The organism is Blautia sp. MB18-30 (genome assembly GCF_023669475.1).
In the GTDB taxonomy this organism is placed as follows: domain Bacteria; phylum Bacillota; class Clostridia; order Lachnospirales; family Lachnospiraceae; genus Blautia_A; species Blautia_A fusiformis.
In genome coordinates this window covers 1-23,989 of record NZ_JAMOYY010000014.1, presented here as the reverse complement: position 1 = coordinate 23,989, position 23,989 = coordinate 1, and the positions used below count along the sequence as shown (strand labels likewise).

Sequence of the window (23,989 nt, the reverse complement as noted above, 5' to 3'; positions counted from 1 at the left end):
GACTTCAGAAGAAGGTATGTCCTGCCGAAGCCGCGGAAATCATATAATTATCAGTTTTTCTGTGCAGCGTCTGTAAGAGCCTGTGCGAACTCTTCCGGAGTAATTTCACCCTGCGCAAGAAGCGGATACTGAATACTGATCTCATCCACTACATTTGCATACCAAAGGCTCTGGAAATCATTAATACTGTGCGCTGCTTTATCGCCGTTTGCGATGACTTCATTTACAAGTGGCTTTACATTATCAGATGTAAGACCCTCCATAGCCGGAATATCGCCTGTAATTTCAAGCATTTTAAGCTGGCTCTCCTCATTTGTGAGGAATTTTACAAATGTAAGAGTTGCATCCAGTGTTTTCTCATCCTTGGAAGCAACATTAAAGCCAATTTTTCCACTGTTATACATAACATCACCAGGATACATTGCAGTACCGACTTTATCTGCAAATCCATCTTCAACCATAGAAGTATCATAGAAATCGCTAATCATCCAAGGACCATTTGCAATGATAGCTGTCTGTCCCATAAAGAAGTTGCTTGCAGCATTCTCATATTTTCCACCAACTGCATCCGGAGTTGTATATTTCTGAAACATGGTCTGAATCCTGGTTGCTGCATCGATAAATTCTTTTGTATTATAATCTGTCGGGAGCATGGTATTCATAAACTGTTCTCCCTCATCGCTCTCACCAATCATAGCACCAAGCATCAGTGAAGTTACCCAACCGGAATCTGCAGTATCCATGGAAAGCGGTGTAATGCCTGCATCCAGAAGCTTGTCACACTGCTCAAAGAACTCGTCCCATGTCTTTGCCGGTTTCTCAATTCCTGCCTGAGCAAAGAGATCTTTGTTGTAGAAGTATCCTATTACCTGTCTGGTATAAGGAATTCCATAAATCTTACCATCGCGGGAGTTTACATCCCAGCATGCATCAGTTGCAAGTTTTTTCCAGTCATCATCTACATAATCAGTAAGGTCGACAAGTTGATCCTTCATTGAATCAATCAGATTATATCCACCTGTACTGAATGTATCCGGAAGAGAATTGGAAGAATACAGAACTTTCAGCTTATCCACATAGTTCTGATCACCTGCGATTTCTTCCACATTGACCTTGATACTGTCACCGTACTCCTCATTAAAAGCTTCCAGACGATCCTGGAACCATTCTGTATTAACACTGACACCAACCCAGGATGTAGGAAATGTGATTTCTGTCACATCATCCGCTTTTACTGTTGTGGTCATGCCTCCTGCCATGGATAATGCTGTCACTGCTGACAATACTGTGGCCATCACCTTTTTTGTTTTCATATTAATTGCCTCCTTTTATATAATTTATAAATTTTCATCTTCAACCTTTGACAGATCCTGCTACCATACTGGTAGTAACCTGTTCCTGCAGCAATACATAGATTACGATACTTGGTAGAATTACCATAGTCAATGCCGCAAACATCGCTGTATAGTTAAACGAAAACTGAGATGTAAAATAATTCAGAGCAAGAGGAAGGGTCCTTACTTCTGTGCTTTTGGTAAGAACGAGTCCGAACATGAACTCATTCCATGACGTCAGGAACTGTAAAATTGCCCCTGTTGCAAGTCCTGATTTAGCCAATGGAAATACAATTACAAAGAATGTCCGATAAAACCCGGCTCCGTCAATATAGGCAGCTTCTTCCAGTTCCTTGGGGATGCCCTGAAAATAGCTTTTGAATACGAAAAGTGAAGTAGGAAGTCCCAGTGCCGCATACACAAGTACAAGCCCTGACCTTGTATCAAACATTCCGATTCCCATCATGATCTTATAGATTGGCATCAGAAGTGCTGAAGTAGGTACAAGAAGAGACGCAGATAAAAGCAATGTGATAAAGGTACTTCCCTTAAACGTATATCTGGCCAACACATAGGCAGCCATGGAAACAATCAGGATATTTAGCAGGGTACTTGTGAAAGAAATCACAACACTGTTTCCATAAAACTTAAAAATTGGAGCCAAATCCAATGCAGCCTTATACCCATTAAAGCTTAATGATGTAGGCAGTGCAAATGCAGATGATAGGATCTCCTTATTGGATTTAAAGGATGACATCACGATCCATACTAATGGTCCTACTGAAATCAGTGCCATAAATCCCAGGAAAACAAATCTAAATATTTTCCAAAGAATATCTTTAAAGCTCTTCCCCCCCATTTTATATTTCCTCCCTTCTGAGTACAGTTCCTCTTTCCAATAATTTATAGGGTAGTGTATACTCTATATTTTCTTCTCTGTTTCTACTTTTGTTACACAAAATCTCAAGAGTCCATTCCACCATCTTATCCAGTGGCTGATAAATCGTAGTAAGTTTAGGAACCACCCGCTCTGATATACTTAATCCATCAAATCCCAAAACGGATACATCTTCCGGAACCTTCAAACCATGTTCATTTAGCGCTGTAATTGCTCCTACCGCAGTCTCATCGGAAAAAGCAAACACTGCAGTGAACTTCTTTTTCTTTCGCAATGCACTGTTCATAGATCGATAGCCTTTTTCGAAGGTAAGCTGACCGTATTCTGCCATGTCATCACTGAACATAAGTCCATATTCCTCCATTGCCTTCTTACAGCCAACTAACCGCTGGAATCCTGAACTGATGCTTGTAGAAAGATCAGTCAGAATCAGTATCTCCCTGTGTCCCATTTCAAGAAGATATTTCATTCCCTCGTAAGCAGCCATCATATCGTTAATGTGTACCATATCGCATCTGCTGTCAAAAGCTGCGCCTCCCAGCATAACCACTTTGATATTCTTTGCCCGGATATATCGTATCACCTCACGGTCAATCTCCTCCTCCAGATAAATAACTCCCATCACATACAATTCCTTCAGGATACTCTTATAACTATCATCTCCCGGAAATGTAGGAAGAAATATCACTCTACATTTGTATTTTGGCATCTGCCGGATAATCTCCTTTATGGATTCACTGAAATATCCAAATTCCAGATTAGGAATCAGAACTACGATCACACCATCTGACTTACGTGTTGGATGATTTGGCACATAACCAACCGTATTAGCTGCCTCCTCAATTCTTCTGGATAATTCATCACTCACTACATTCTGTCCTGAAAAATATCTTGAAACAGTTGCTGGAGACACATGTGCCATTTGTGCAACCTTTCTGATTGTACCTGCCATTGTCTCATCTCCTTATGTGATTTTTTCTTATTATTTGAGATTTATTCCTTATTTCTTTTAGTATTTTGCACGATTTAATATCGCTATCTACATTTTTGATTGTACAAAGTTACAAATAGAATGTCAATCTTGTTTCATGTGTTTCATCTTGGTTTCATATGTTTCATTAAAAAAAGATGGAACAATCCGGACATCTTCCTGACCATTCCATCTTTTATATATCTTTACTTCATAATCCTCATCAGAATATCTTCAGAATATCATTATACATAACGATAACCATCAACGCCATCAAAAGCATCAGCCCTGCAAAATGGATCATGCCTTCTACCTGACGGTTTACCGGTTTTCTCCGGATCGCTTCTGCCACCAGAAATACCAGCCTTCCTCCATCCAGCGCAGGAAGAGGAAGAAGGTTCATCACTCCCAGGTTTGCAGAAAGAAGAACTGCCATATTCAACAAATTCATCCAGATCATCAGCGTTCCCTCACTCTTGGACTGTTCGTAAGTGTCGCCAATGGCATCCGCAATACCCACAGGACCACTTAAGTCTTTCATTCCAAGGTGACCGGTCACAAGCTCTTTCAGGCTTAAGATCGTAGTACGGATCATGTATTTCACTTCCACAGCACCATATTTCAGAACATTAAAGCCGGAAGTCTTTTCACTGTATGTGTTATATCCGAAACCGGAAACCGGTGTTCTGTATTCCCTTGGTGTTATCTCTGCCTCATATTCCAGTCCGTTACGCTCATAGGTGATCGTCACAGGTTCCTTGGATAACGGATGCTCCTCGATGTATTTTTCATATGCATTTCCATCCGGGACCTCCACACCATTGATCTTCGTGATCACATCGCCGGCTTCCAGACCTGCCTCTTCCAGTGGCATTCCCTTGATCAGTGATTCCACTGTCATGGAATTTACATCGGAACGGTTAAAGCCAAGAAGATACCGCACATTTACATCTGGTTTATAGGAAATCTCCTGTTCCTTTCCATCACGTTTTACTTTCAGCCGGATGGTATCTCCCTCTTTCAGTTCGTTGAGATACGAATATACATAAAGATCTTTCCCCAGATCAATATGGTAGCCCTGATATTCCGTGATCACATCGCCCTTTTTCAATCCGGCCTTTTCCGCAGCAGAATTTTGGGTTACTTCTAATACGGTTGCCGGATCATAGCCCATACAGCCTACAATGATCACAGACAAAACAAATGCCAGCAGAAAATTAAATACCGGACCTGCAGCAACCACTGCGATCCTGCCCCACACAGGAGCCGAATTAAAGGTTCCCGGACTGTCATCTTCCGCATCCTCTCCGGCCATGGCGCAGGAACCTCCAAGAGGAAACAGTTTCACGGAATAACGTGTGCCGCCCTTTACCGTACTTATGATCCTGGGTCCCATACCAAGAGAAAATTCCAATACCTCGATATGGTTCTTTTTTGCCAGAAGAAAATGTCCCAGCTCATGGATCAGTATCACAACACTGAAAATAATTACAGCAATCACAAATCTCAATTTACCACCTGCTTTCGATCCACTGATAAGTATCCTGCTCTACAGAAAGGATCTCATCCAGATCCGGATGTGCGATTTTTTTATGTCTTTCCATAGACTGTGCAATAATCTCATAAATATCCAGAAAGCCAATCTTTTCTTCCAGGAATTTCTTTACTGCAAGCTCATTGGCCGCATTAAAGACAGTCGGCATACTTCCCCCTTCCCGGGATGCCTGGATTGCCATAGGAAGTCCGCGGAATGTCTCCATATCCGGAACCTCAAATGTGATCTCACGAAGTTTCGTGAAATCAAGACGGTCTCCATCCAGATAACGTCTGTGTGGATAGTACAGAGCGTACTGGATCGGAAGTCTCATATCCGGAGTTCCAAGCTGTGCCATGATCGCGCCGTCTTTAAATTCCACCATGGAATGAATGATACTTTGTGGCTGTACCACCACCTGAATATGATCCAGGTCCATGTCAAACAGCCACTTGGCCTCTATAACTTCCAGACCTTTGTTTACCAGGGTCGCGGAATCTACGGTGATCTTCCGTCCCATTACCCAGTTTGGATGTTTCAGAGTATCCGCAACCGTAACATTTCGAAGTTCTTCTGTGGTACGTCCGCGGAATGGTCCGCCGGATGCCGTGATCAGAAGTTTATGGATCTCTTCGTTTTCTTCTCCATGGATAGCCTGGAAAATGGCACTGTGTTCACTGTCAACCGGGAGGATGGATACGCCGTATTCCTTTGCCATTGGCATGATCAGATGACCGGCTGTGACAAGGGTTTCCTTATTCGCTAGGGCGATGTCCTTTCCGGCACGGATTCCCTCCATGGTAGGGCGAATCCCGATCATTCCCACGATCGCAGTGACAAGGATATCGGATTCCGGCATGGACGCAAGTTCCAGAAGTCCTTCCATTCCGCTGACTACCTTTGTGTCCGTATCCGCAATACGTGTTTTCAGGTCCCGGGCTGCCTTTTCATCCCAGACTGCAGCCAGAAGTGGATGAAACTCCCGGATCTGTTCTTCCAGTTTCTCCACACTTTTTCCCGCACTGACCGCAACAACACGAAGATCTTCATTTTTTCTTGCCACATCCAGTGTCTGAGTTCCGATGGAACCGGTAGAACCTAAGATTGCAATATTCTTCATTTCAATATCTCCTAAATTCCAAGAATCGTTTTTGCAAGATAGTAAATAACAGGAGCTGTGATAATCACGCTGTCAAAACGGTCCAGAATTCCTCCGTGGCCCGGGATCAGCTTACCATAGTCCTTAATGTTCTGATTTCTCTTGATCGCAGATGCTGCCAGATCACCTACCATGGAGATCAGGGCTCCAACTGCACAAATCAGGGCATACTCCGCCATTTTTCCCTGTGTGGCCGCTGCATAGATCACTCCAAGAAGTGCCGCTCCCACAACGCCGCCTACAGCTCCCTCGATGGATTTCTTCGGGCTTAAAACCGGCGCCATCTTATGTTTGCCGATGAGCATTCCCACACAGTAAGCGCAGGTATCACAGCCCCAGGAGCATAAGAAGATCAGCCATACCAGGAATTTTCCGTCCGGGAGGCTTCTGGTAAGATAGATAAAGGAAAGCATCACCGCAACATATATCACTCCAAAAAATGCTGCCATCACTTGTTCCGCACGGTATTTCGGATAACCGAATACATAGACAAACAGAATCAGGATCATACTGATGATGATCGCCATTGTTCCATAACTTCCAAAATCAAATTTCATAGCAATATAATAAAGCACTGCTCCAAGATATCCCACAAGTTCCAGCACAGTAATGTGCTCATCACTTACCTTCATTACCTTGTAAAGCTCTCTCATTCCGATCAGTGAAACAACCAGAAGTGTAAAAAACAGGATCCAGCTGCCGGAAATAATGGTTGCCAGGGCAATGATGACAAGGATGATACCACTTATCAGTCTTGTCTTAAACATGATCTACTCCTCCTTGACGCCACCGTAACGTCTGTCTCTCTGATTATATTTCTCGATGGCTTTGATCAGCTCTTCTTTATTGAAATCCGGCCACGCAACCGGTGTAAAATAAAACTCGGAATAGGCAAGCTGCCAAAGCAGGAAATTGGAAAGCCGCTGCTCACCGCTTGTGCGGATCAAAAGATCCGGATCCGGTACACCTGCAGTATCCAGATAGCTCTCAATCGTATCTTCTGTAATGCCATCCGGCTTAACCTTTCCGTCTTTTACATCCTGTGCCATCCTCTGCATTCCACGGCGGATCTCATCACGGCTTCCGTAATTTAATGCCAGCTGAAAATAAATACCGTCAAAATCTTTGGAATATTCCTCCAGTTCCCGGACACTCTGCTGGATATCCGGTGCAAAGGCAGTAACATCTCCGATGACTTTCATCTTCATATTATTTTTCTTGGAAATCTTGATACATTTCTTAAGATAACCGCGGAACAGTTTCATCAGTGCTTCCACTTCTTCTCTGGAGCGTTTCCAGTTTTCTGTGGAAAAAGCGTAAACCGTAAGATATTTCACCCCAAGGTCTTTGATATCATAACAAATGTTTTCAAGATTGGCGCATCCCTTTACATGTCCGTAGGTTCTCGGCATTCCTCGTTCCTTTGCCCAACGTCCGTTTCCGTCCAGAATGATCGCGATATGATTTGGTACGTTCATAAATCTCCTCCATACAGAAAGAGAGCTTCTTCAAAGAAGCCCTCTCTATCCTCGTATTTCTTACAATTATACAGTCAGAATCTCTTTAGACTTGTTCTCGATCGCCTTGTCAACTTCCTTGATGTACTTATCTGTAAGTTTCTGGATCTGATCCTCAAGCTCTTTGATCTCATCCTCAGAAACATCCTGTTTTGCAAGTTTCTTAAATGCATCGTTGGCATCACGACGGATATTTCTTACTGCAACCTTGGCACCCTCGCCTTTTTTCTTAACGTCCTTCACCAGCTCTTTACGACGTTCCTCGGTAAGCTCCGGGAAAACAAGACGGATCATTTTTCCATCGTTGCTCGGGTTTAATCCCAGATCAGAGCAAAGGATCGCTTTCTCGATCGCTTTGATCATGCTGGATTCCCACGGCTGGATCTGGATCATACGTGCCTCCGGTACAGAAATGTTTGCAACCTGCTGGAGCGGAGTCGGTGCTCCATAATAATCTACGGTAAGTTTGTCAAGAATATGCGGGTTTGCACGGCCGGCTCTGATGGTTGTCAGCTCACTCTCCAAAGCATTCAGTGTTTTTCCCATTTTTGTTTCGTATACCTGAATTCTCTCATCCATTTCACATATCTCCCTGTATGGTTTTTTTATTATTCCCTTTTGATCACACGGTTACCTTTGTTCCGGAGAACTTGCCATGTACGGTATTGACGATGCTGTCCTTTTCATCAAGACCGAATACCAGCATCGGCATCTTCTGCTCCATACACATGATGGAAGCGGTAAGATCCATAGCTGCCAGCTTCTTTGCAACTACTTCATCGATGGAAATCTCATCATACTTCTTGGCATCCGGATTTACCTTCGGATCACTGTCATAGATTCCGTCAACAGCCTTGGCAAGAAGAATGGCATCTGCGCCGATCTCAACAGCACGAAGTACAGTAGCTGTATCTGTAGAGAAATACGGATGGCCGGTACCACCTGCAAAGAATACAACCTTTCCTTCTGCGAAGCTCTCTTCTACAGCATCCTTGGAATAAAGTGTGGTAAATGCACCACATACAAACGGGGTAAACACCTCTGTCTTAAGTCCCACATATCTGCAGATGTCAGACACATAGATACAGTTCATGATAGTAGCAAGCATGCCGATCTGATCCGCCTTGCTTCTGTCCATGGCTCCGCTGGTACGTCCTCTCCAGAAGTTTCCACCTCCGATCACGATACCAACCTGAAGTCCTTCATCCACGATCGTCTTGATCTGTTTGGCAACCTCTGTAACAGTTGCTTCATCAAAGCCTCTCTTCTGCTCTCCTGCAAGAGCCTCTCCGCTTAATTTCAGTAACACTCTTTTCATATGTTTATTCTCCTTTACCATACGCCGGATACAACTTCATTGCCGTCATTGTCAAAAGTTGTGGATACCGTAAACGTATCATAATAATAATAACCTGTCTTACCGGACTCCGGCTCGTCCTCATAATCACTGCCATTTGGGCTGCCGCATGCATTCTCAAGCTCAGACATGGACTGACCGATATATCTTGCTGCTACAGATGCCGGATCATCCTCGCCGGATGGTGCTTCCGTAGGATCCGGTGCATCGGAAGAATCAGAGGAAGCTGGTGCAGATGTTGGATCCGGTGTGGATGTGGAGTCCGAACTGCCGGACGAACTGCTGTCTGTACTGTCTCCATTATCATCAGAACTCTCCGGAGTCGGAGTCACAGCCGTACTGTCTGAAGAATCTGTACTGTCACTGTCACTTTCACTGTCATCCTCAATGCCAAGCCTTGCCTTTACATCCTTCAGGGTAGACACCTCCTTAGTGCTTCCGCTCGCCAGATATGTAGCATATGGGATTCCGTCTTCACCCTCACCATCCATGCACAGGCTCAGCTGTGAGATCGTCAGAAGCGGCAGCTGGCGGAAGAAACATTCATTCTGCTCTTCGTCAGTAAATGTGATCCTTACATCAAAGCTTGTTGCTGTATCTCCGTTATCGTCCTTCTGGCTCTTCTCCATATAATAAACAACCTTGTCGTTGGAAGCCAGTGTGAATTTACCATTTACAAGATCGCTTCCCCAGGTCTCATCACTGTCATCGCCATCATCTCTGGTAGGACGGACATAAATTGCAGAAATCGTGGAATTCATCTTATTGGTAAATACAATACTGGTAGTGGTCTCACTCTTGGTTCCCATTACGTTCTTGATATTTGCTGTTTCATCCGTAGAGGTCTGCATCTCCACCACATCCGTTTTCGCAGCTTCCGTTACCGTCGGGGTTGCCGTTGCCTCCACCTTCTGCTCCGGTGCCACAGAGTTCTTCTTTCCGCAACCGGCTGCAAGCATGCTCGCTGCAAGAATTCCGGCAAGAATCAAATAACGTTTTTTCATTATATCTCCTCCATATAAAATGGTCCTATTCGCTGTCAGGTTTTCCTTTTCTATTATTACAGAGTATCACTTTCTTGTCAACCTGACCGTTCTGAATTTCACAGAATCTTTAGATATTTTAAACTATGTCAAAAATTGGAACAGCTGAGGTCAGAACCCGTTTTCCCTTCGCTGTCTGCGCATATCACGGCGCATTTTCGCAGCTTCATTCCGGGCTTTTTCCGCTTCTGTGGTAATGATCAGTTCCGGCACCTGGATCGGTTTCTGGTCTTCATCTACAGCCACCATCACAAAAAATGCCCGGTTTACAGTATGACGCATGCCATCCGGCTGTTCCACATACGTATCGATCTCGACCTCCATGGAAGTTCTTCCCACATAAGTCACATATCCCTTAAGTACTACGATCTCTCCCTCATAGATCGCATGCTTGAACTGAAGATTGTCCACTGCCGCAGTTACCACCCGATATGTCTCCGCATGACGCATAGCTACCACTCCGGCAACCTCATCCAGCCACTGCATCAGTGCTCCGCCAAAAAGTCTTCCGCCTCCGTTCAGATGCTGCTGCATGATCAGATGAACCTGCTCCGTCATCGATGCTTCTACCGTTTTTTTACGTCTTTCCTGTACCTCTGTCATTTCTCATTCCCCGCATTTTATCATACTTTTACTTTTTCAGTTGAAACCAGCCGATCAATAAAGATTTTTTACTTTAAAGTCTCGCTCCGCTTCTCTTCTCTGATCCTTCTTTGCAATATCCTGGCGCTTGTCATAAAGCTTTTTACCACGTGCCATGCCAATCTCTATTTTTACCAGGCTGTCCTTGAAATAAACCTTCAGTGGTACCAAAGTCAATCCTTTTTCCTTTAATTTAGCTTCGATCTTATTGATCTCGTAGCGATGCAGCAAAAGCTTACGCACACGAAGAGGATCTTTGTTAAAAATGTTTCCTTTCTCATAAGGAGTGATATGCATTCCATATACATAAACTTCTCCGTTTTCCACACGGACAAAGGCCTCCTTGATGCTGCATTTACCGGAACGTAAGGATTTCACCTCGGTTCCTGCAAGTGCGATCCCGGCCTCATAAGTATCCTCGATAAAATAATCATGAAAAGCCTTTTTATTATTTGCGATCAGTTTCATTCCTGTTTTTTTTGCCATTTCGCGCTCCCTCAGTCTTCCTCAGCCAGGACAAAATCCACGGTTTTCAGCATTTTATCCGCATCTGCCACACGGACACGGACCTTCTGCCCAAGACGGAAGATCTTTCCTGTCATGTCTCCCCGCAGTTCATATGCATCCTGGTCAAATACATAATAGTCATCTCGTAATGTATTGATATGGATCAGTCCTTCCACGGTATTCGGAAGCTCCACATAAAGTCCCCATCCTGTAACGCCGGAGATGATCCCCTCATACTCCTCTCCGAGATGATAGGACATATACTCTGCTTTCTTCAGCTTATCGGATTCTCTTTCTGCTTCGTCTGCACGCCGTTCGCACACACTGGACTGGCGTGCTACTTCATCCAGGATCTCCTTGTAATGCTCGGTACGTCCTTCCCTTACCAGTCTGCCTCTCAGACGGTCATGGATGATCCTGTGGATCTGAAGATCCGGATATCTTCGGATCGGAGAAGTAAAGTGGCAGTAATACTTCGCTGCAAGTCCGAAATGTCCGCTGCATTCCGTAGTATATTTTGCCTGTTTCATGGTACGCAAGGTCAGGCGGCTGATCTGTGCCTCATTGGGCATTCCCTCAATACTTTCCAGGATCTCCTGGATCTCACCAGGCGTGATCTCCTGTCCGGATTTCTGTATGTTGACTCCTTCATTATGAAGAAGCATCAGAAGACTTTCAATCTTTTCCGGATCTGGATTTTCATGCGTTCTGTATACAAAGGGATAATCTCCGGTGCAGTATTCCTGTGCCACAGTTTCATTGGCAAGAAGCATAAAATCCTCAATGATCCTGGTTGCCACATTGGCCTCATAGGGCTGCACATCAATAGCTCTTCCTGCCGCATTCAGGATGATCTTACTCTCCGGAAAATCAAAATCAATGGAACCTCTTGTATGACGGCGGCTGCGCAGGATCCCGGAAAGCTCTTTCATCAGGAAAAACATGGGGATCAGAGCTTCATAGCGTTTCTTCGCCACCTCGTCGGTATCCTCCAGAATATTTTTCACATCTGTGTAACACATACGCTCATCTACACGGATCACGGTTTCTGCAATCTTATGGGAAATCACCTTTCCTTTTTCATTAACATCCATCAGACAGCTTAAGGTCAGACGGTCCTGTCCCTGGTTCAGAGAACAGATACCGTTGGAAAGCCGCTCCGGGAGCATGGGAATGACACGGTCTGCAAGATAGACGGAGGTTCCGCGCTTCAGTGCCTCTCTGTCAAGGGCACTGCCGCCCTGAACATAGTTGCTCACGTCTGCGATGTGCACACCCAGATGGTAGATTCCATCCTCCTTTGTCAGGGAAATGGCATCATCCAGATCCTTTGCATCCTCACCGTCAATGGTAACTGTAACAAGATTTCTGAGATCCAGTCTTCCATCCAGATCCGCTTCCTGTACATGATCCGGCACACGGTCAGCCTGACGAAGTACTTTGTCAGGAAATACACTTGGTATGTTAAAGCTCTTCACAATAGCAAGGATATCTGTTCCAGGTGAACGTAAGTTTCCCAGCACCTCCGTGATCTTTCCTTCCGGCTTCCGGTTTCTGGAGCCGTAATCTGTGATCTCTGCAACTACCTTGTCTCCGTCCTTTGCTCCCATGGAGTTTTTTCTGGAAATAAAGATATCTTTGGAAAATTTGGGGTTATCACTGATCACAAAGCCATAATCACGGCTGCTCTGGTATGTTCCCACGATCGAAGGCATTCCCCTTTCCAGAACCTTCAGCACAACGCCTTCCTGACGTTTTCCCTCTTTATGTCCGTTCCGTACAAGGATCTGCACCTTATCCTGATGCATGGCGCTTCCCGTGTCATTTTCCGGAATAAAAATATCCTGTTCCTGACCCTCCACTTCCACAAAGCCAAAGCCCTTGTAATGGCCAATAAAAGTTCCCTCCATGATGGTTCCGTCCTTCTCGGAGAAACGATATTCCTCATGATTCTTCTCTCTGCATTCTCTTCCCTTACGGCCACGCTCCGGCTTTTCTGCCTTCAGAGCTTCTTTATTCTTTCGTCTGTCTCTGCGCTTGCCGGAAACCTTGCTGTATCTTCCTTTATTATCTACTTCAGCCTTGCCCTGGGCGCAAAGCTCGTCCAGCACGTCAAAAAGCTCTTTTTTCTCACTCTTATCCAGCTGAAGAAGAGATGCGATCTCACGCAGGCGCATGGGCTTATACAGCGGATCTCCCAGAAGCTCCATTATAAACTTTTTTCTTTTTTCAAAATTTTTCGATCTTTTCACATTTTCTCCTGTTTCATATTTATATTTCATTTTTACCCTGTTATCATTCCGGAGGAAGGCTCACCCGTGCCCCTGTATCAACGCAAAAACACTCCTGCTGATTAACAAAAGAAGTCCCCATCCGAGTTTCTTCTGCATGCTAACGCAGCAAGAGTGTTACCAACTTCTGTTCTGCCCCTGGCAGATCAGATAATGTTCAGTACGATTGACAGTACAAAGAAAATAACTCCCATGATAATGGTACCTCTTACAAGACCACCTTCCATGGAACGGCCCTTATTCTTACCCCAGTAAGTATCAGCTACTCCGGCGATAGAGCCAAGACCCTGCTGCTTGCCCTCCTGCATCAGTACGACAACAGTCAGAGCGATACAATCTATTGCATAAATTACAGTCAGAATAATCTTCAAAATGTTCACGCGGTTACACCTCCTAATCAACTAGAGGTTATTTTACCATAGCTAAACCGGGATTTCAACCATTTTCCGTTTATTTTATGCAGGGCTTTTTCTGAGATTTTTTTGCAAAAGGATCTTTATATCTTCCAAGAGCTCCGAGCTGTTCGTGGATCCGCAGAAGCTGGTTATACTTGGCGTTCCGGTCCGAACGGCAGGGTGCGCCTGTTTTGATCTGTCCTGCCCCACAGGCAACTGCCAGATCTGCGATAAAGGAATCCTCTGTTTCCCCGGATCTGTGAGAGATCACTGCACGATACCCGGCATGCTGAGCCATCTCCACCGCATCCAGAGTTTCCGTGAGAGTTCCGATCTGGTTTACTTTAATAAGGATAGCATTGGCAACATCAAGTCCGATGCCACAGTGCAGCCGTTTGATATTGGTGACAAACAGATCGTCGCCTACCAGCTGGATCTTTTTTCCCAGGTGTTCCGTCAGATATTTCCAGCCTTCCCAGTCATCCTCCCAGAGACCGTCTTCAATGGAAACAATGGGAAATTTTTCCACCAGTTTTTCATAATACTCTGTCATCTCACCGGCATCCCGGTAGATCTTTTCTCCTTTCATGCGGCTCTCCCCAGGGAAAAAATACACACCCTTTTCCTCATCATAAAGCTCGCTGGAGGCTGCATCAATGGCAATAGTGATCTCCTCTCCTGGCTTATATCCTGCTTTTTCTATGGCATGAACGATCAGGGTAAGCACTTCCTCCGAATCAGAAAGATCCGGAGCAAAGCCGCCTTCATCTCCAACCGCTGTGGAGAGTCCTTTTTCCCGGAGAAGAAGCTTTAAGTGCTGGTAGACTTCCGCACACATGCGGATACCCTTTTCCAGACAGCAAGCTCCTGTTGGCATGATCATAAACTCCTGAAGATCTACCGTATTGTCCGCATGCTTTCCCCCGTTTAAAATATTCATCATCGGCACAGGGAGCTGCAGGGTATGACAGCCGCCCAGATACTGATAAAGAGGAAGCCGAAGGGCCCCGGCTGCTGCACGGGCTGCTGCCAGAGATACTGCCAGCGTGGCATTGGCTCCTGCGCTGCTTTTGTTCTCCGTTCCGTCGGTTTCGATCAGAAGATGATCGATCCATGCCTGGTTCAGGGCATTCTCTCCGATAATGGCATCTGCCAGACGTGTATTGATATTTTCCACTGCTTTTTTCACACTCTGGCCCAGATATTCCTCCCGGTTTCCGTCCCGCAGCTCCACAGCCTCAAATTTACCTGTGGATGCTCCGGACGGCACCATGGCTCTTCCTGTGTATCCGTTAATCCCCACGATTCCTTCACCCACAGTCACTTCCGCTTCCACCGTAGGATTCCCCCTGGAATCAAGGACCTGTCTTGCATGAACTTTTCGAACAGGCAGATAACGTAGCATAAGTTTTTCCCTCCTTGAAAATAATAATACTGTTTATGATCTCCTGCACTTTCTGATTTTTTTCTTATGTTTATGAGGGTAGCTTGTCCGAAAAGGGTTGGGTCTATACGTGTTCTGTTGATAAGGACGAGGATATTACACTAATTTACGTATACGGTAAATGCTTACTATAAAAAAGCACAGGACAAAGTCAGTACCACCAGCTTTGCTGGTGGTACTGACTTAGGTTGTTGTGTCCATATTTACTTTTCAAAACCACCTCTTACGATGGTTTATTTGTCATGCCCTTTATTCTTTGGCTGTCCTCTACTTATTTGTTTCAAACTTCTTCTCTTATTTCTATTAACTCACTTATGCAGCGTTTGAAATTTTCCGAAAAACACCTACATTATAAATTCCCGTATCAAAAGTTTCTATTTTATTACCATTGCTATCAAACAAAGTACATTCTGTATAATTTCCATACTCATCCTTCTGTCTGTCAGCAGTAATATATGCACCATCTTCAGATATTTCACAACTATCATAGCTACATGGGACTATTAATTCTCCATTCGAACCAAGCATTCCGTAATTTGCCCCATCATAAACTCCCACTATATCCGGCACTGTATATGAAAGCATATATTTCTGATATTCTGTGTTAACTACCTCGCCTGACTTTAAGATCAACATACCATGTTTTTTCTCTTCGTTATTGCCAGCAATATACTTCTCATTTACTTCATGATTATCATGAGTTTCTGAAAACAGATATTCACCATTTGAATCAATAACATTCCAGTTCTCATTAATCCCTACTTCATAAAGATTTGAATCCATCTGCCAACACTCATCTGCATTTGTAAGAAAACGCTCATTTCCATAAATGTCTACTATAAAAACAGCATTATCTTTCATTGCATAGGTCTCATTATCATACGAAAAATTCCCTAATTCATCATATTGACATGGTACTTCCAGATTACCTTCCAAATCTATAGCGCCATAATATCCTTCAGAATTTTCAACAACTAAACGATTCATTCCACATTGTGAATTTATATCATAATATTCCATTGGCACAATAGTTTCTCCATATTCATTTATAATCTCAGCACCATGCCCTTCCTGAAAATCATACTCTGCTATCAGCAGATACTCTCCATTTACTTTCACTAAATTATCAGTAGAATCCTCCCACACTTTATAAATATCTGAATATTCTGCTTCACAAATCCACTCGTAATTTTCATCTATAATTCCATACATTCCCGTTTCAGACTCACAAGCAATAAAATATCCAGAATCACCTATATTATATATACTGCTATACTCTGGAGACATCATAATGTTTCCATTCTTATCCATAACTCCTGAATATTGCTCATCATAATCAAATGGATACGGAAGTCTGGTTATAGTTCTATATCCATAATTATCACAAGTAGAACCAATTGAACTGTTAATATAGCTATAGTCTAAAGGAATAATCTCTTCTCCCTCTGTATTTACCAATCCATAAATCGTATAATATTCACTTGCATCTGAATCTGTCTGCATTCCAACTACCGCATATCCATCCTGATCAAATTCATATGCTGAATCATATTTACATTCAATAACTACATCTCCATCTGTGTTTATATAGCCCCACTTTCCTTCATTATTCATAAAAGGAGCCACATATACACCAGAACTCTTCTTTTCAGCAGATATGTCTTTATCCACTTGTCTATTTTCTTCTTTCTGTGCTATTGCTTCACCTTGATCTTTCCCAGAGTTTTTATCTTTAAAAAGCATAAATACTCCGGCCAGACATGCACAAATAACTGATATAAGTATTACGATTGCTATTATTCTTCCCAGATCATTTTTCTTTTTCTCTGATATCACCGGCAACTCTGCTCTGCACCATGTACAAAATCTTGCCTCATCTATATTTTCTTTCCCACACTTCGGACATTTCTTCATACGCACCTCTCTATCTCAGTTTACTCTTTTTCCACATTGTCCACAGAATTGCATTCCTTTTACTACTGCTCCACAATACGGGCAGAATTGATTTATCTGCGTTTTTTTGTCTTGTGAAATTTCAGATTTATCTTCTGTTTTTTTGTCTTGAGATTTACCTATTGTTGGAATTTCTTTCTCCATATTAACTTGTGCTTTTTCCACAAATATCGGATTATTCCCACAAGAAGACATCTGCAGACTATTTCGACTCTTTTCTTTTAAATCCAACAACTTTTCACATTCATTGTTTAATACATTGACTTCAGATTCTAACATATGTATATTTTTTTCTAACTCTCTGCATCTTTCTCTATATTCTGTATCATTCATACTACTTATCCCTTCTTTCCTTTCCGCAAAGCGGGCATTTATTATTTTTATTGGAATACACCTGTCCACAGCAGCACTGATGGTTTTTCCCGATATTTTTTTCCATACACATCACCATATTCGAATTCGCGAATCTTGCACTACGCAGTTCATCAACAGAATAATCACTGTATGCTGAAAAGCCACTTCCTTTTTCCACATGTTTCTTCTGACTTTTATATATGTTATAAACTAAAATGTTTACTCTTGCACTTGCAATGCCATCCAGATCATATCCCGCATCCTGCAATTGGAATCTTGCGAAATTTTGTCCTTTTTTCTCAAATAGTGCATTTTGGACAAACGTATTAACAGTGCCATCGTATCTTACTAACTGAATATCTACTATAAATTCCTCAATACCTGCCCATTCAAATTCCGCATACGTCAATTCAAGTATTAATTTATCATTTTCTTTTCTGATTTTAAGAGTTTTCATTCGAACCGGCAGAACTGGATCATAATTCATCACTTCAAATTCGAAGTTTGATTTATTCTTTGTCTCTGCTTCTGTATCACTTTTATAAAATACAATCACACAAATCAAAGCGATTCCTGCAAGCAACATCAGCCAAACGCCAACCTGCGTATTAATTGAAATCCATCTCCAGTCATCTTCTTCCATACTAATTTTATACAATAAGATAGCCACTGATACTACAATTCCGCTGATACCTGCTATCGTTCCACTTACCTCAGATTCCCTTTTTTGTAAGACCTGTGCTATAAAATAGCCATTAATAAACAGCATTACAAAACCAAACATAATAATAAATACAAATACTCTTAACACTTCTGGTGTTGAGTTCGTCCAATCTTCAAATTTTGAAATATCGTTCAATAGATCAAAAATACCTGCGCAACTTATTGTTTGACCTTGAAACAGATCCGCATAATATAAACTCACCCATGGCATGAATCCTGAAATAAATTCCAAAACAGCAATACATGCTGCTATATACCATTTGACGTCCATTTTAGAATTCTCAATTTTTATAACTGGCATATTCGGTGCCGTTTTATTTCGTTCACAACTCGGAATCTCTTTTTGTATAATCTTGCTGTAATTATCAATTTTCAGTCCCAAACTCTTTTTCTTTTTTAATAAATTTTCTTTTTGATATTCCAGATGTTTTTGTTTTTGTAATTTTTTATTTATATCAGTTTGATATTTCTTTTGAGTATCATCATCTAACCCATATATAGCTGATTCTCTACTTTCACTCTTCACATTCTCATTTATAATGTTTCCACAGAACGGACAAAACGAACCACCTTGAGACACTTCTTTTCCACATTGTGAACACCTTTTAACTTTTGTCATTTTCTCTTCCCCTTTATCATTTATTTAAAAATCTCTCAACTACATAATTTAGCATCAGACATGCCAAACAAAATATCCGTCATATCACAAATCCCGTTATATTCAAAACTAAGCTCTCTGATTCCGCTTACATCTATATCAAAATCGATCCGACAATTATCTGCATTTAACTCTGAATTATCATATATTACATTTCCATCGCCTATTAATCTTATATGTGCAAATCCATCTTGAATCTGATCTGCAGGAAAATACCAGGTTCCCGTAAGTCTTGAATAATTTTCCCCTAAATACCACGCATCGCACGTACTGTATTCTTCTGTACCAAACGGATCAGTGACAAAAGAATACTCTATTGCATTTCCATAAGTATTTCCCTGAATATCCATTCCAGCCGTTTGCTCATTTCTCCAAGAACAGTTTGTTTCCAATAAAGGCATCAAATTTAACGACTGTTTTTCTGGTGTCTCCAATTTAGCAAGCTCAATCTCATTTAATTCATTACCATTTTTTACTACAATGTTTCCTTTTTCCGTTGCTATTGCCAAATCGCATTTCGTTGCCTCCGTAATCATACTTCCATAAAAATCCATAACCGCATAATAATTTTGTCCATCAGTACCTTCCATATTTAAAAGAACGAGATATTTTTCTCCACATATACTTACTTTTAATGTATCAGTCCACCCATGCCAGAACTTATCAGCATAATCCGGATGGTAAATGTCGTAAACTTCTGCAGCAACAACATCATATATATAAAACTCTTCCCCATCATAAATATAAACAACCTGCTTTCCATCCGCATATACAAACTCAAAATCATCCGGGCTCAATATTTTATCCTCGGTAATAAAATCAGTAATACCGGTATTTTGGTAATTTCCATCTTCGTCGATTTCATAAATTCCATACAATTGATCTCCATAGGATTCTCTGGCTCCGCTCACCGCACATCCATTATAAAAATGAAGATCATTAAAATTAACATTTATATCCAATTTCAAAAATTTCTGCGTCTTAGTATTTAATAACGTAGTGGTCTCTCCATCCGACAAAGCGAATATTCCATCTCCTGCATAATAGGATGATTTCAAATATTCATCATAGGCCTGATATTCTACAGTCCACATTCTCTCAACACAGTTATACACACCTAAATATATTCCTTCTGATGAAAAACCATTTTTTTCATTTCTTACCAGAACTAAACTATCTCCCTCTACCAGAATATCCGTAAATTCGATTTGTTGATCTTTTAGAATCTGATACGTCGAAGATCCATAAACATTAAAAACTCCCAAAAAAATTCCTGTCATTATCAAACATATTTGTACTATTCTTTTCATATTTATATCCATTCCTTTCGCTTCACTCAGACAAAAAACGTTATGAAAATGTTTTCCTGAGTTTTTTTCTTTATAATTCTTCTTATAGGGATCTCGGTATACTGTAAATCACGGGGAGGTGAGTGGGCTGTCCGGCTTGCCGGATGACCGTATTTTTATATGTGTAGTCCGCCTTTTCAAGCACAAATAAGTGTGACTTTGAACACGTAATCTTATCTTTGTATAAACAATCTCGTTTATGGCTTAGGCGTTCAGTCAATGCCGTTACTCCCTATAATTCTCTGAACCTCACGGTTCCGAAAGGAATCCCTATGACTTTAAAAATCGTGTACAAAATCTGCTGTGGCATTGATATCCACAAGACTTTTGTAGTTGCCTGTATTGCTTCTACTAACAATAAAGGCATCACTTCTTATATGGTACGTACAATTATACCTACTATGTGCTAAACTTTGATTATCCATGGATACCTCCGTTGTCTTTTATGTGGTTTGCTAGACCCACATTCTAATTTGATACTACATTTATCGCTCCTTGTGTCCACGAGTCTCCCCAGTTCTGCTGAGGGTTTGAGATTGTTTCAATCAATACTTTTTGTGTAACTGCAATGAAGCAGTCTAAGAGTGTAAAGTATATAAAAGTGAACACTCTTATGAGCGAAATGGAACAGGCACGTATCAAATCCACAAATCTGGATTACCTGAATAAGCTGACCAAGCTGGATCTTCTTGTGATCGATGATTTTGGCCTTATGGATCTCAATCTTGATAAATGCCGGGATCTTTTTGAAATCCTTGACACCAGGGATAGAAGAAAATCAACTGTAGTCATCTCACAGTTTCCAGTCAGTACATGGTTTGATATGTTTGCTGATAATACCTACGCTGATGCGTGCCTTACACGAATCACAGATAAACATCATACATATCGTCTGGAGATGAACGGTATAAATATGCGTGAAACAGAATGATATCATCTAGCGGTACTTCGTACCGTTAAAAATGGAATAGCCGTTCCGCAGTAGCGGAACTGGCATTCCGTTTGAGCGTAATTTGCACCTCTTCCCTATTTTACTGTGATTATTACTTTTACATTTTCATATGTTTTTTTCTGTTACTTGTAGTATTTCTATAATATTTCAAAGTGCTTGTTTGTTTAATCCATTTATCTGTTATCTGTTTCCATTTTTTTAATGAAATTTTTTTCTTGTTATATAAACATTTGTATTGTACATTTCCATTTTTTACTCCATTTACATACGCACCGCATATTACCTGTTTTACTTTTTTATTCTTTGTCAAGGTATAATACCAATATTCAACATTTCCACATCCACCCCAAGATGCATGCAAACGCTTTGTTATACAATTATAGCTTATTCCTGACATAGGACTCCCAATCTCACCTGCATATCTCAGTTTTCCCCGTGTATAAGTATATGCATATGCTTTGATCGGTGAATTTCCAACTCGCTCTCTTCCATCGGTAACAAGAAGTTCTTTCAAGCCATCTTTATCAATATCCCATAATGTAAAATATCTGTATCTCCTTTGCGTCAGAAATTTTCGATATGCCTCTTGAGCTTTTCTCTTCGTCGAAGAAGAAACCTTTGCCTGAACGATATATGCACTAAAATTCAGTGATGAAGTTTCTACAGTTGTTAAAGTGAATATACTTAGTAATATTATAATAAAATACTTTTTAATCTTTCTCATCATATCCCTCCCTTAATCATCATCTTGTTTTCGTAGAACGAACTATACCTCTCTCATCGGATTTCCGGCGTGTCATTGCAATAATTTTGCAAGGAGCTCCAAATATATTACACTCTATGGTTTCAAAACTATTCGAATCAATTACTCTTGTTACAACTCCATAGTGTGGTGTTTTATCTGTACTCAAATCCACATAATCTCCTTCTTTTTCTACATTCACTCCAAATCTATATCCGTTCCCGTAAGATTTTCAAGAAGTTGTACATTTTTAACTGGATTATCCCCTAAGCTTAATTTCTCAAGATTTTTTAAATTCATTAATGGTTCTACGTCTTCTATCAGATTCCCTTCCAGTTTTAACACCCTAAGTTTGCAGAGTTTTCTGAGTGCAGATATATTCTTTATTTGATTCCCGTATAATATGAGTTCTTCCAGGTTTGTCATTTTCTCCAAAGCATCGATGTTTTTGATATTATTATTAGGCAGCCTTAGTTCTTCCATATTAGTCAGTTCTTTTAATGCCTGTAAATCTTCGAACTCCGCACCCTGAATGATCAGACTTTTTAATGCAGTCAGATTTTTCAAACGATCAAGGGAATCTATGGAATATCCATCCAACTTCAGGTTTTCTAATTTAGTCAATTCTCCTAATGCAGTATTATCATCAACTATGCATTCATTCAGACATAATTCACGAAGATAAGGAAATTTCTTTAAATCCTCTAATGTAGAAAATTCCTGCAATGCAAGTATTTCACACATATCATTCCCTGAATTGTAAACGTATTCTTCTGTCTTATCTTTCCAATCCAACTTCACTACATACTGCGAATCGATACTGATGCCTGTTATTCCTTCAATATCTGCATATGTGACTTCTTCTTTTTTCAAAGCATTGCAAATTGACTCACCAAAGTTTTCATCTTCCCATTGAACATTCAATGTACCTTCATTAGTATCCTGTACTGCTGCTTCTGTCTTATTTGTTGAAATAACTATTGAAAGTAAAAAAACATCCAACAAAAGCTCTTGATTTTTCTTATATTTTCTCTCTCATTTCTAGTCAAACGGATATTCGCAATCCGCTTCGCTACTTGTTCATAACCGGATAACTGCCTCGCAGTTTATCAGAAGGAGCCTGCCCTCCTCCTGATACAAGCAAGTCTCCGCCCACTGCTTATTTATTTTCGCAATTGAAACAGTGAGCTTACTTGATTCGGTTAAAGTATCTACATTTTAATCCTTGTTACTGCAGAATTATTACTGTATACCTTTTTACCATCAATTGTTTTGTAAGCACGAACAATATAATAATAGTTCTTTCTGCGTTTCAATCCTTTATCTATGTAATAATTTCTCCTTCTCGTTATTGTTGCAACCTTCTTATAACTGCCTCCATAATTCTTTCTAAATAACTCATATCCCGTAACATTTCCAAGATTTTTCCATATTATTTTAGCTTTTGTGGAAGAAACTTTTCGTATTTTAGTTATCTTTGCAGAATTTAAAAGTTTTCCCTGGACTGTTAATGAATACGGATGTTTTTCTGAATTAGAATTATAAAGTTCCGTTAGACGAATATAATATTCTCCTGCATTACAAGTACTCCGCAGAATTGTACTATTCTGATTTTTAGATCTGTTATATAACCAATCGTTACTATCCCTCATATAATTTCCTCTGCTATTATATAACGACATTGAAACACCTTGGGTTCCTTTCATAGTTACTGTAATAGTGATATTCATTTTTACCGGGGCCTTAAAATAAAAGTACTCTTCATAGCTATCCCATGGATCCATGAGAGTCGGGGGCTGATTATTCCGTGCCACTCCTTTGATCGTACTATTGATTTTTACCTTCTTTGCACTCTCCATCCAGCTGTAACTGTCAGCATGTACCGGCGTTCCAGAAACCATAAGCAGACTAACTACCATTACTACTAGTACAATAAAACTACATTTTCTTTTCATCCTTGAATACATAAAATCGCTCCTTCCTTTTCTCAATTTACTCTCTTACCACATTGTCCACAGAATCTGAGACACCTCTTCCACATTGCAAACATCTTTTTATTTTATCCATTTTCTCATTCCCCTCCCCTAAATTTTTGTAACTTTAATTTTACCATACTTTTTTCTTTTTTTTAGTCATTTGCATAAACAGACATAGTAAAGTACATAAT

At 41.1% G+C, this 23,989-nt stretch carries 22 protein-coding genes and 1 pseudogene; 1 reads left to right on the top strand and 22 read right to left on the bottom strand.

The features are described from left to right. Window positions 1-50 precede the first annotated feature (50 nt). The 19 genes from NCY57_RS08255 to NCY57_RS08165 all read right to left on the bottom strand — a co-directional run bounded on the left by NCY57_RS08255 (window position 51) and on the right by NCY57_RS08165 (window position 20,089). The gene (locus NCY57_RS08255; RefSeq protein ID WP_173733691.1) at window positions 51-1,313 is read right to left on the bottom strand and encodes an ABC transporter substrate-binding protein; all 1,263 of its coding nucleotides are present in this window, start codon (window positions 1,311-1,313) and stop codon (window positions 51-53) included. A gap of 40 nt (window positions 1,314-1,353) precedes the next feature. Continuing rightward, window positions 1,354-2,193, bottom strand: a complete 840-nt coding sequence (locus tag NCY57_RS08250) for a carbohydrate ABC transporter permease (protein ID WP_021652945.1) — start codon at window positions 2,191-2,193, stop codon at window positions 1,354-1,356. Window position 2,194: 1 nt separating this feature from the next. Beyond that, window positions 2,195-3,184 (bottom strand): LacI family DNA-binding transcriptional regulator, encoded by a 990-nt coding sequence (locus NCY57_RS08245; protein WP_021652946.1) that lies wholly within the window; start codon window positions 3,182-3,184, stop codon window positions 2,195-2,197. Between the two features lie 241 nt (window positions 3,185-3,425). Continuing rightward, window positions 3,426-4,703, bottom strand: a complete 1,278-nt coding sequence (rseP, locus tag NCY57_RS08240; RefSeq protein WP_288162033.1) for an RIP metalloprotease RseP — start codon at window positions 4,701-4,703, stop codon at window positions 3,426-3,428. Window positions 4,704-4,713: 10 nt separating this feature from the next. Then, on the bottom strand, window positions 4,714-5,856 hold the full coding sequence (gene dxr, locus NCY57_RS08235) for a 1-deoxy-D-xylulose-5-phosphate reductoisomerase (protein ID WP_250789602.1): 1,143 nt from the start codon (window positions 5,854-5,856) through the stop codon (window positions 4,714-4,716). 11 nt (window positions 5,857-5,867) lie between these two features. Continuing rightward, complete coding sequence (locus tag NCY57_RS08230) at window positions 5,868-6,662, bottom strand: phosphatidate cytidylyltransferase (protein WP_148448899.1); 795 nt, start codon at window positions 6,660-6,662, stop codon at window positions 5,868-5,870. Window positions 6,663-6,665: 3 nt separating this feature from the next. After that, complete coding sequence (locus NCY57_RS08225) at window positions 6,666-7,373, bottom strand: isoprenyl transferase (protein ID WP_250789601.1); 708 nt, start codon at window positions 7,371-7,373, stop codon at window positions 6,666-6,668. A gap of 66 nt (window positions 7,374-7,439) precedes the next feature. After that, complete coding sequence (frr, locus tag NCY57_RS08220; RefSeq protein ID WP_015526785.1) at window positions 7,440-7,991, bottom strand: ribosome recycling factor; 552 nt, start codon at window positions 7,989-7,991, stop codon at window positions 7,440-7,442. 43 nt (window positions 7,992-8,034) lie between these two features. Beyond that, entirely contained in the window at window positions 8,035-8,730 is a 696-nt protein-coding gene (gene pyrH, locus NCY57_RS08215; RefSeq protein ID WP_021976283.1) for a UMP kinase, read from the bottom strand. A 14-nt stretch (window positions 8,731-8,744) separates the two neighbouring features. Further along, the gene (locus NCY57_RS08210; protein WP_250789600.1) at window positions 8,745-9,773 is read right to left on the bottom strand and encodes a hypothetical protein; all 1,029 of its coding nucleotides are present in this window, start codon (window positions 9,771-9,773) and stop codon (window positions 8,745-8,747) included. Between the two features lie 150 nt (window positions 9,774-9,923). After that, the gene (locus NCY57_RS08205) at window positions 9,924-10,415 is read right to left on the bottom strand and encodes an acyl-CoA thioesterase (RefSeq protein ID WP_021652953.1); all 492 of its coding nucleotides are present in this window, start codon (window positions 10,413-10,415) and stop codon (window positions 9,924-9,926) included. A gap of 54 nt (window positions 10,416-10,469) precedes the next feature. Continuing rightward, a complete protein-coding gene (smpB, locus tag NCY57_RS08200; RefSeq protein WP_021652954.1) occupies window positions 10,470-10,940 on the bottom strand; it encodes an SsrA-binding protein SmpB in 471 nt (156 codons plus the stop codon). Between the two features lie 11 nt (window positions 10,941-10,951). After that, window positions 10,952-13,243, bottom strand: coding sequence for a ribonuclease R (gene rnr / locus NCY57_RS08195; protein ID WP_173722712.1), 2,292 nt, complete (start codon window positions 13,241-13,243; stop codon window positions 10,952-10,954). Window positions 13,244-13,398: 155 nt separating this feature from the next. Then, window positions 13,399-13,632: a preprotein translocase subunit SecG gene (gene secG, locus NCY57_RS08190; RefSeq protein ID WP_021652956.1), complete on the bottom strand. Its 234-nt coding sequence runs from the start codon at window positions 13,630-13,632 to the stop codon at window positions 13,399-13,401. A 70-nt stretch (window positions 13,633-13,702) separates the two neighbouring features. After that, window positions 13,703-15,052 carry a phosphopyruvate hydratase gene (eno, locus tag NCY57_RS08185; RefSeq protein ID WP_022426540.1) on the bottom strand — a complete coding sequence of 450 codons (1,350 nt, stop codon included), beginning with the start codon at window positions 15,050-15,052 and terminating at the stop codon, window positions 13,703-13,705. A gap of 351 nt (window positions 15,053-15,403) precedes the next feature. Further along, a complete protein-coding gene (locus NCY57_RS08180) occupies window positions 15,404-17,005 on the bottom strand; it encodes a WG repeat-containing protein (RefSeq protein WP_059086373.1) in 1,602 nt (533 codons plus the stop codon). A gap of 15 nt (window positions 17,006-17,020) precedes the next feature. After that, window positions 17,021-17,377, bottom strand: a complete 357-nt coding sequence (locus tag NCY57_RS08175; RefSeq protein ID WP_059086374.1) for a hypothetical protein — start codon at window positions 17,375-17,377, stop codon at window positions 17,021-17,023. A 1-nt stretch (window position 17,378) separates the two neighbouring features. Next, the gene (locus NCY57_RS08170; RefSeq protein ID WP_059086375.1) at window positions 17,379-18,740 is read right to left on the bottom strand and encodes a hypothetical protein; all 1,362 of its coding nucleotides are present in this window, start codon (window positions 18,738-18,740) and stop codon (window positions 17,379-17,381) included. Between the two features lie 35 nt (window positions 18,741-18,775). Next, window positions 18,776-20,089: a hypothetical protein gene (locus tag NCY57_RS08165; protein ID WP_059086376.1), complete on the bottom strand. Its 1,314-nt coding sequence runs from the start codon at window positions 20,087-20,089 to the stop codon at window positions 18,776-18,778. 583 nt (window positions 20,090-20,672) lie between these two features. Here NCY57_RS08165 and NCY57_RS08160 point away from each other — a divergent pair. Continuing rightward, a pseudogene (locus NCY57_RS08160) lies at window positions 20,673-21,059 on the top strand (ATP-binding protein); the annotation flags it as partial. A gap of 118 nt (window positions 21,060-21,177) precedes the next feature. Here NCY57_RS08160 and NCY57_RS08155 read toward each other — a convergent pair. The 3 genes from NCY57_RS08155 to NCY57_RS08145 all read right to left on the bottom strand — a co-directional run bounded on the left by NCY57_RS08155 (window position 21,178) and on the right by NCY57_RS08145 (window position 23,789). Next, a complete protein-coding gene (locus NCY57_RS08155; protein ID WP_059086378.1) occupies window positions 21,178-21,804 on the bottom strand; it encodes a hypothetical protein in 627 nt (208 codons plus the stop codon). A gap of 216 nt (window positions 21,805-22,020) precedes the next feature. Beyond that, window positions 22,021-22,824 (bottom strand): leucine-rich repeat domain-containing protein, encoded by an 804-nt coding sequence (locus NCY57_RS08150; protein WP_059086379.1) that lies wholly within the window; start codon window positions 22,822-22,824, stop codon window positions 22,021-22,023. A gap of 209 nt (window positions 22,825-23,033) precedes the next feature. Beyond that, window positions 23,034-23,789, bottom strand: a complete 756-nt coding sequence (locus NCY57_RS08145; RefSeq protein ID WP_059086380.1) for a fibronectin type III domain-containing protein — start codon at window positions 23,787-23,789, stop codon at window positions 23,034-23,036. Window positions 23,790-23,989 lie beyond the last annotated feature (200 nt).

Bases quoted from the DNA above. Each gene is read 5' to 3' on its own strand.
- NCY57_RS08255 (WP_173733691.1), bottom strand. From the start codon at position 1,313: ATGAAAACAAAAAAGGTGATGGCCACAGTATTGTCAGCAGTGACAGCA.
- NCY57_RS08250 (WP_021652945.1), bottom strand. From the start codon at position 2,193: ATGGGGGGGAAGAGCTTTAAAGATATTCTTTGGAAAATATTTAGATTT.
- NCY57_RS08245 (WP_021652946.1), bottom strand. From the start codon at position 3,184: ATGGCAGGTACAATCAGAAAGGTTGCACAAATGGCACATGTGTCTCCA.
- dxr (WP_250789602.1), bottom strand. From the start codon at position 5,856: ATGAAGAATATTGCAATCTTAGGTTCTACCGGTTCCATCGGAACTCAG.
- NCY57_RS08230 (WP_148448899.1), bottom strand. From the start codon at position 6,662: ATGTTTAAGACAAGACTGATAAGTGGTATCATCCTTGTCATCATTGCC.
- NCY57_RS08225 (WP_250789601.1), bottom strand. From the start codon at position 7,373: ATGAACGTACCAAATCATATCGCGATCATTCTGGACGGAAACGGACGT.
- frr (WP_015526785.1), bottom strand. From the start codon at position 7,991: ATGGATGAGAGAATTCAGGTATACGAAACAAAAATGGGAAAAACACTG.
- pyrH (WP_021976283.1), bottom strand. From the start codon at position 8,730: ATGAAAAGAGTGTTACTGAAATTAAGCGGAGAGGCTCTTGCAGGAGAG.
- NCY57_RS08210 (WP_250789600.1), bottom strand. From the start codon at position 9,773: ATGAAAAAACGTTATTTGATTCTTGCCGGAATTCTTGCAGCGAGCATG.
- NCY57_RS08205 (WP_021652953.1), bottom strand. From the start codon at position 10,415: ATGACAGAGGTACAGGAAAGACGTAAAAAAACGGTAGAAGCATCGATG.
- smpB (WP_021652954.1), bottom strand. From the start codon at position 10,940: ATGGCAAAAAAAACAGGAATGAAACTGATCGCAAATAATAAAAAGGCT.
- rnr (WP_173722712.1), bottom strand. From the start codon at position 13,243: ATGAAATATAAATATGAAACAGGAGAAAATGTGAAAAGATCGAAAAAT.
- eno (WP_022426540.1), bottom strand. From the start codon at position 15,052: ATGCTACGTTATCTGCCTGTTCGAAAAGTTCATGCAAGACAGGTCCTT.
- NCY57_RS08180 (WP_059086373.1), bottom strand. From the start codon at position 17,005: ATGAAGAAATGTCCGAAGTGTGGGAAAGAAAATATAGATGAGGCAAGA.
- NCY57_RS08175 (WP_059086374.1), bottom strand. From the start codon at position 17,377: ATGAATGATACAGAATATAGAGAAAGATGCAGAGAGTTAGAAAAAAAT.
- NCY57_RS08170 (WP_059086375.1), bottom strand. From the start codon at position 18,740: ATGACAAAAGTTAAAAGGTGTTCACAATGTGGAAAAGAAGTGTCTCAA.
- NCY57_RS08165 (WP_059086376.1), bottom strand. From the start codon at position 20,089: ATGAAAAGAATAGTACAAATATGTTTGATAATGACAGGAATTTTTTTG.
- NCY57_RS08155 (WP_059086378.1), bottom strand. From the start codon at position 21,804: ATGAGAAAGATTAAAAAGTATTTTATTATAATATTACTAAGTATATTC.
- NCY57_RS08145 (WP_059086380.1), bottom strand. From the start codon at position 23,789: ATGTATTCAAGGATGAAAAGAAAATGTAGTTTTATTGTACTAGTAGTA.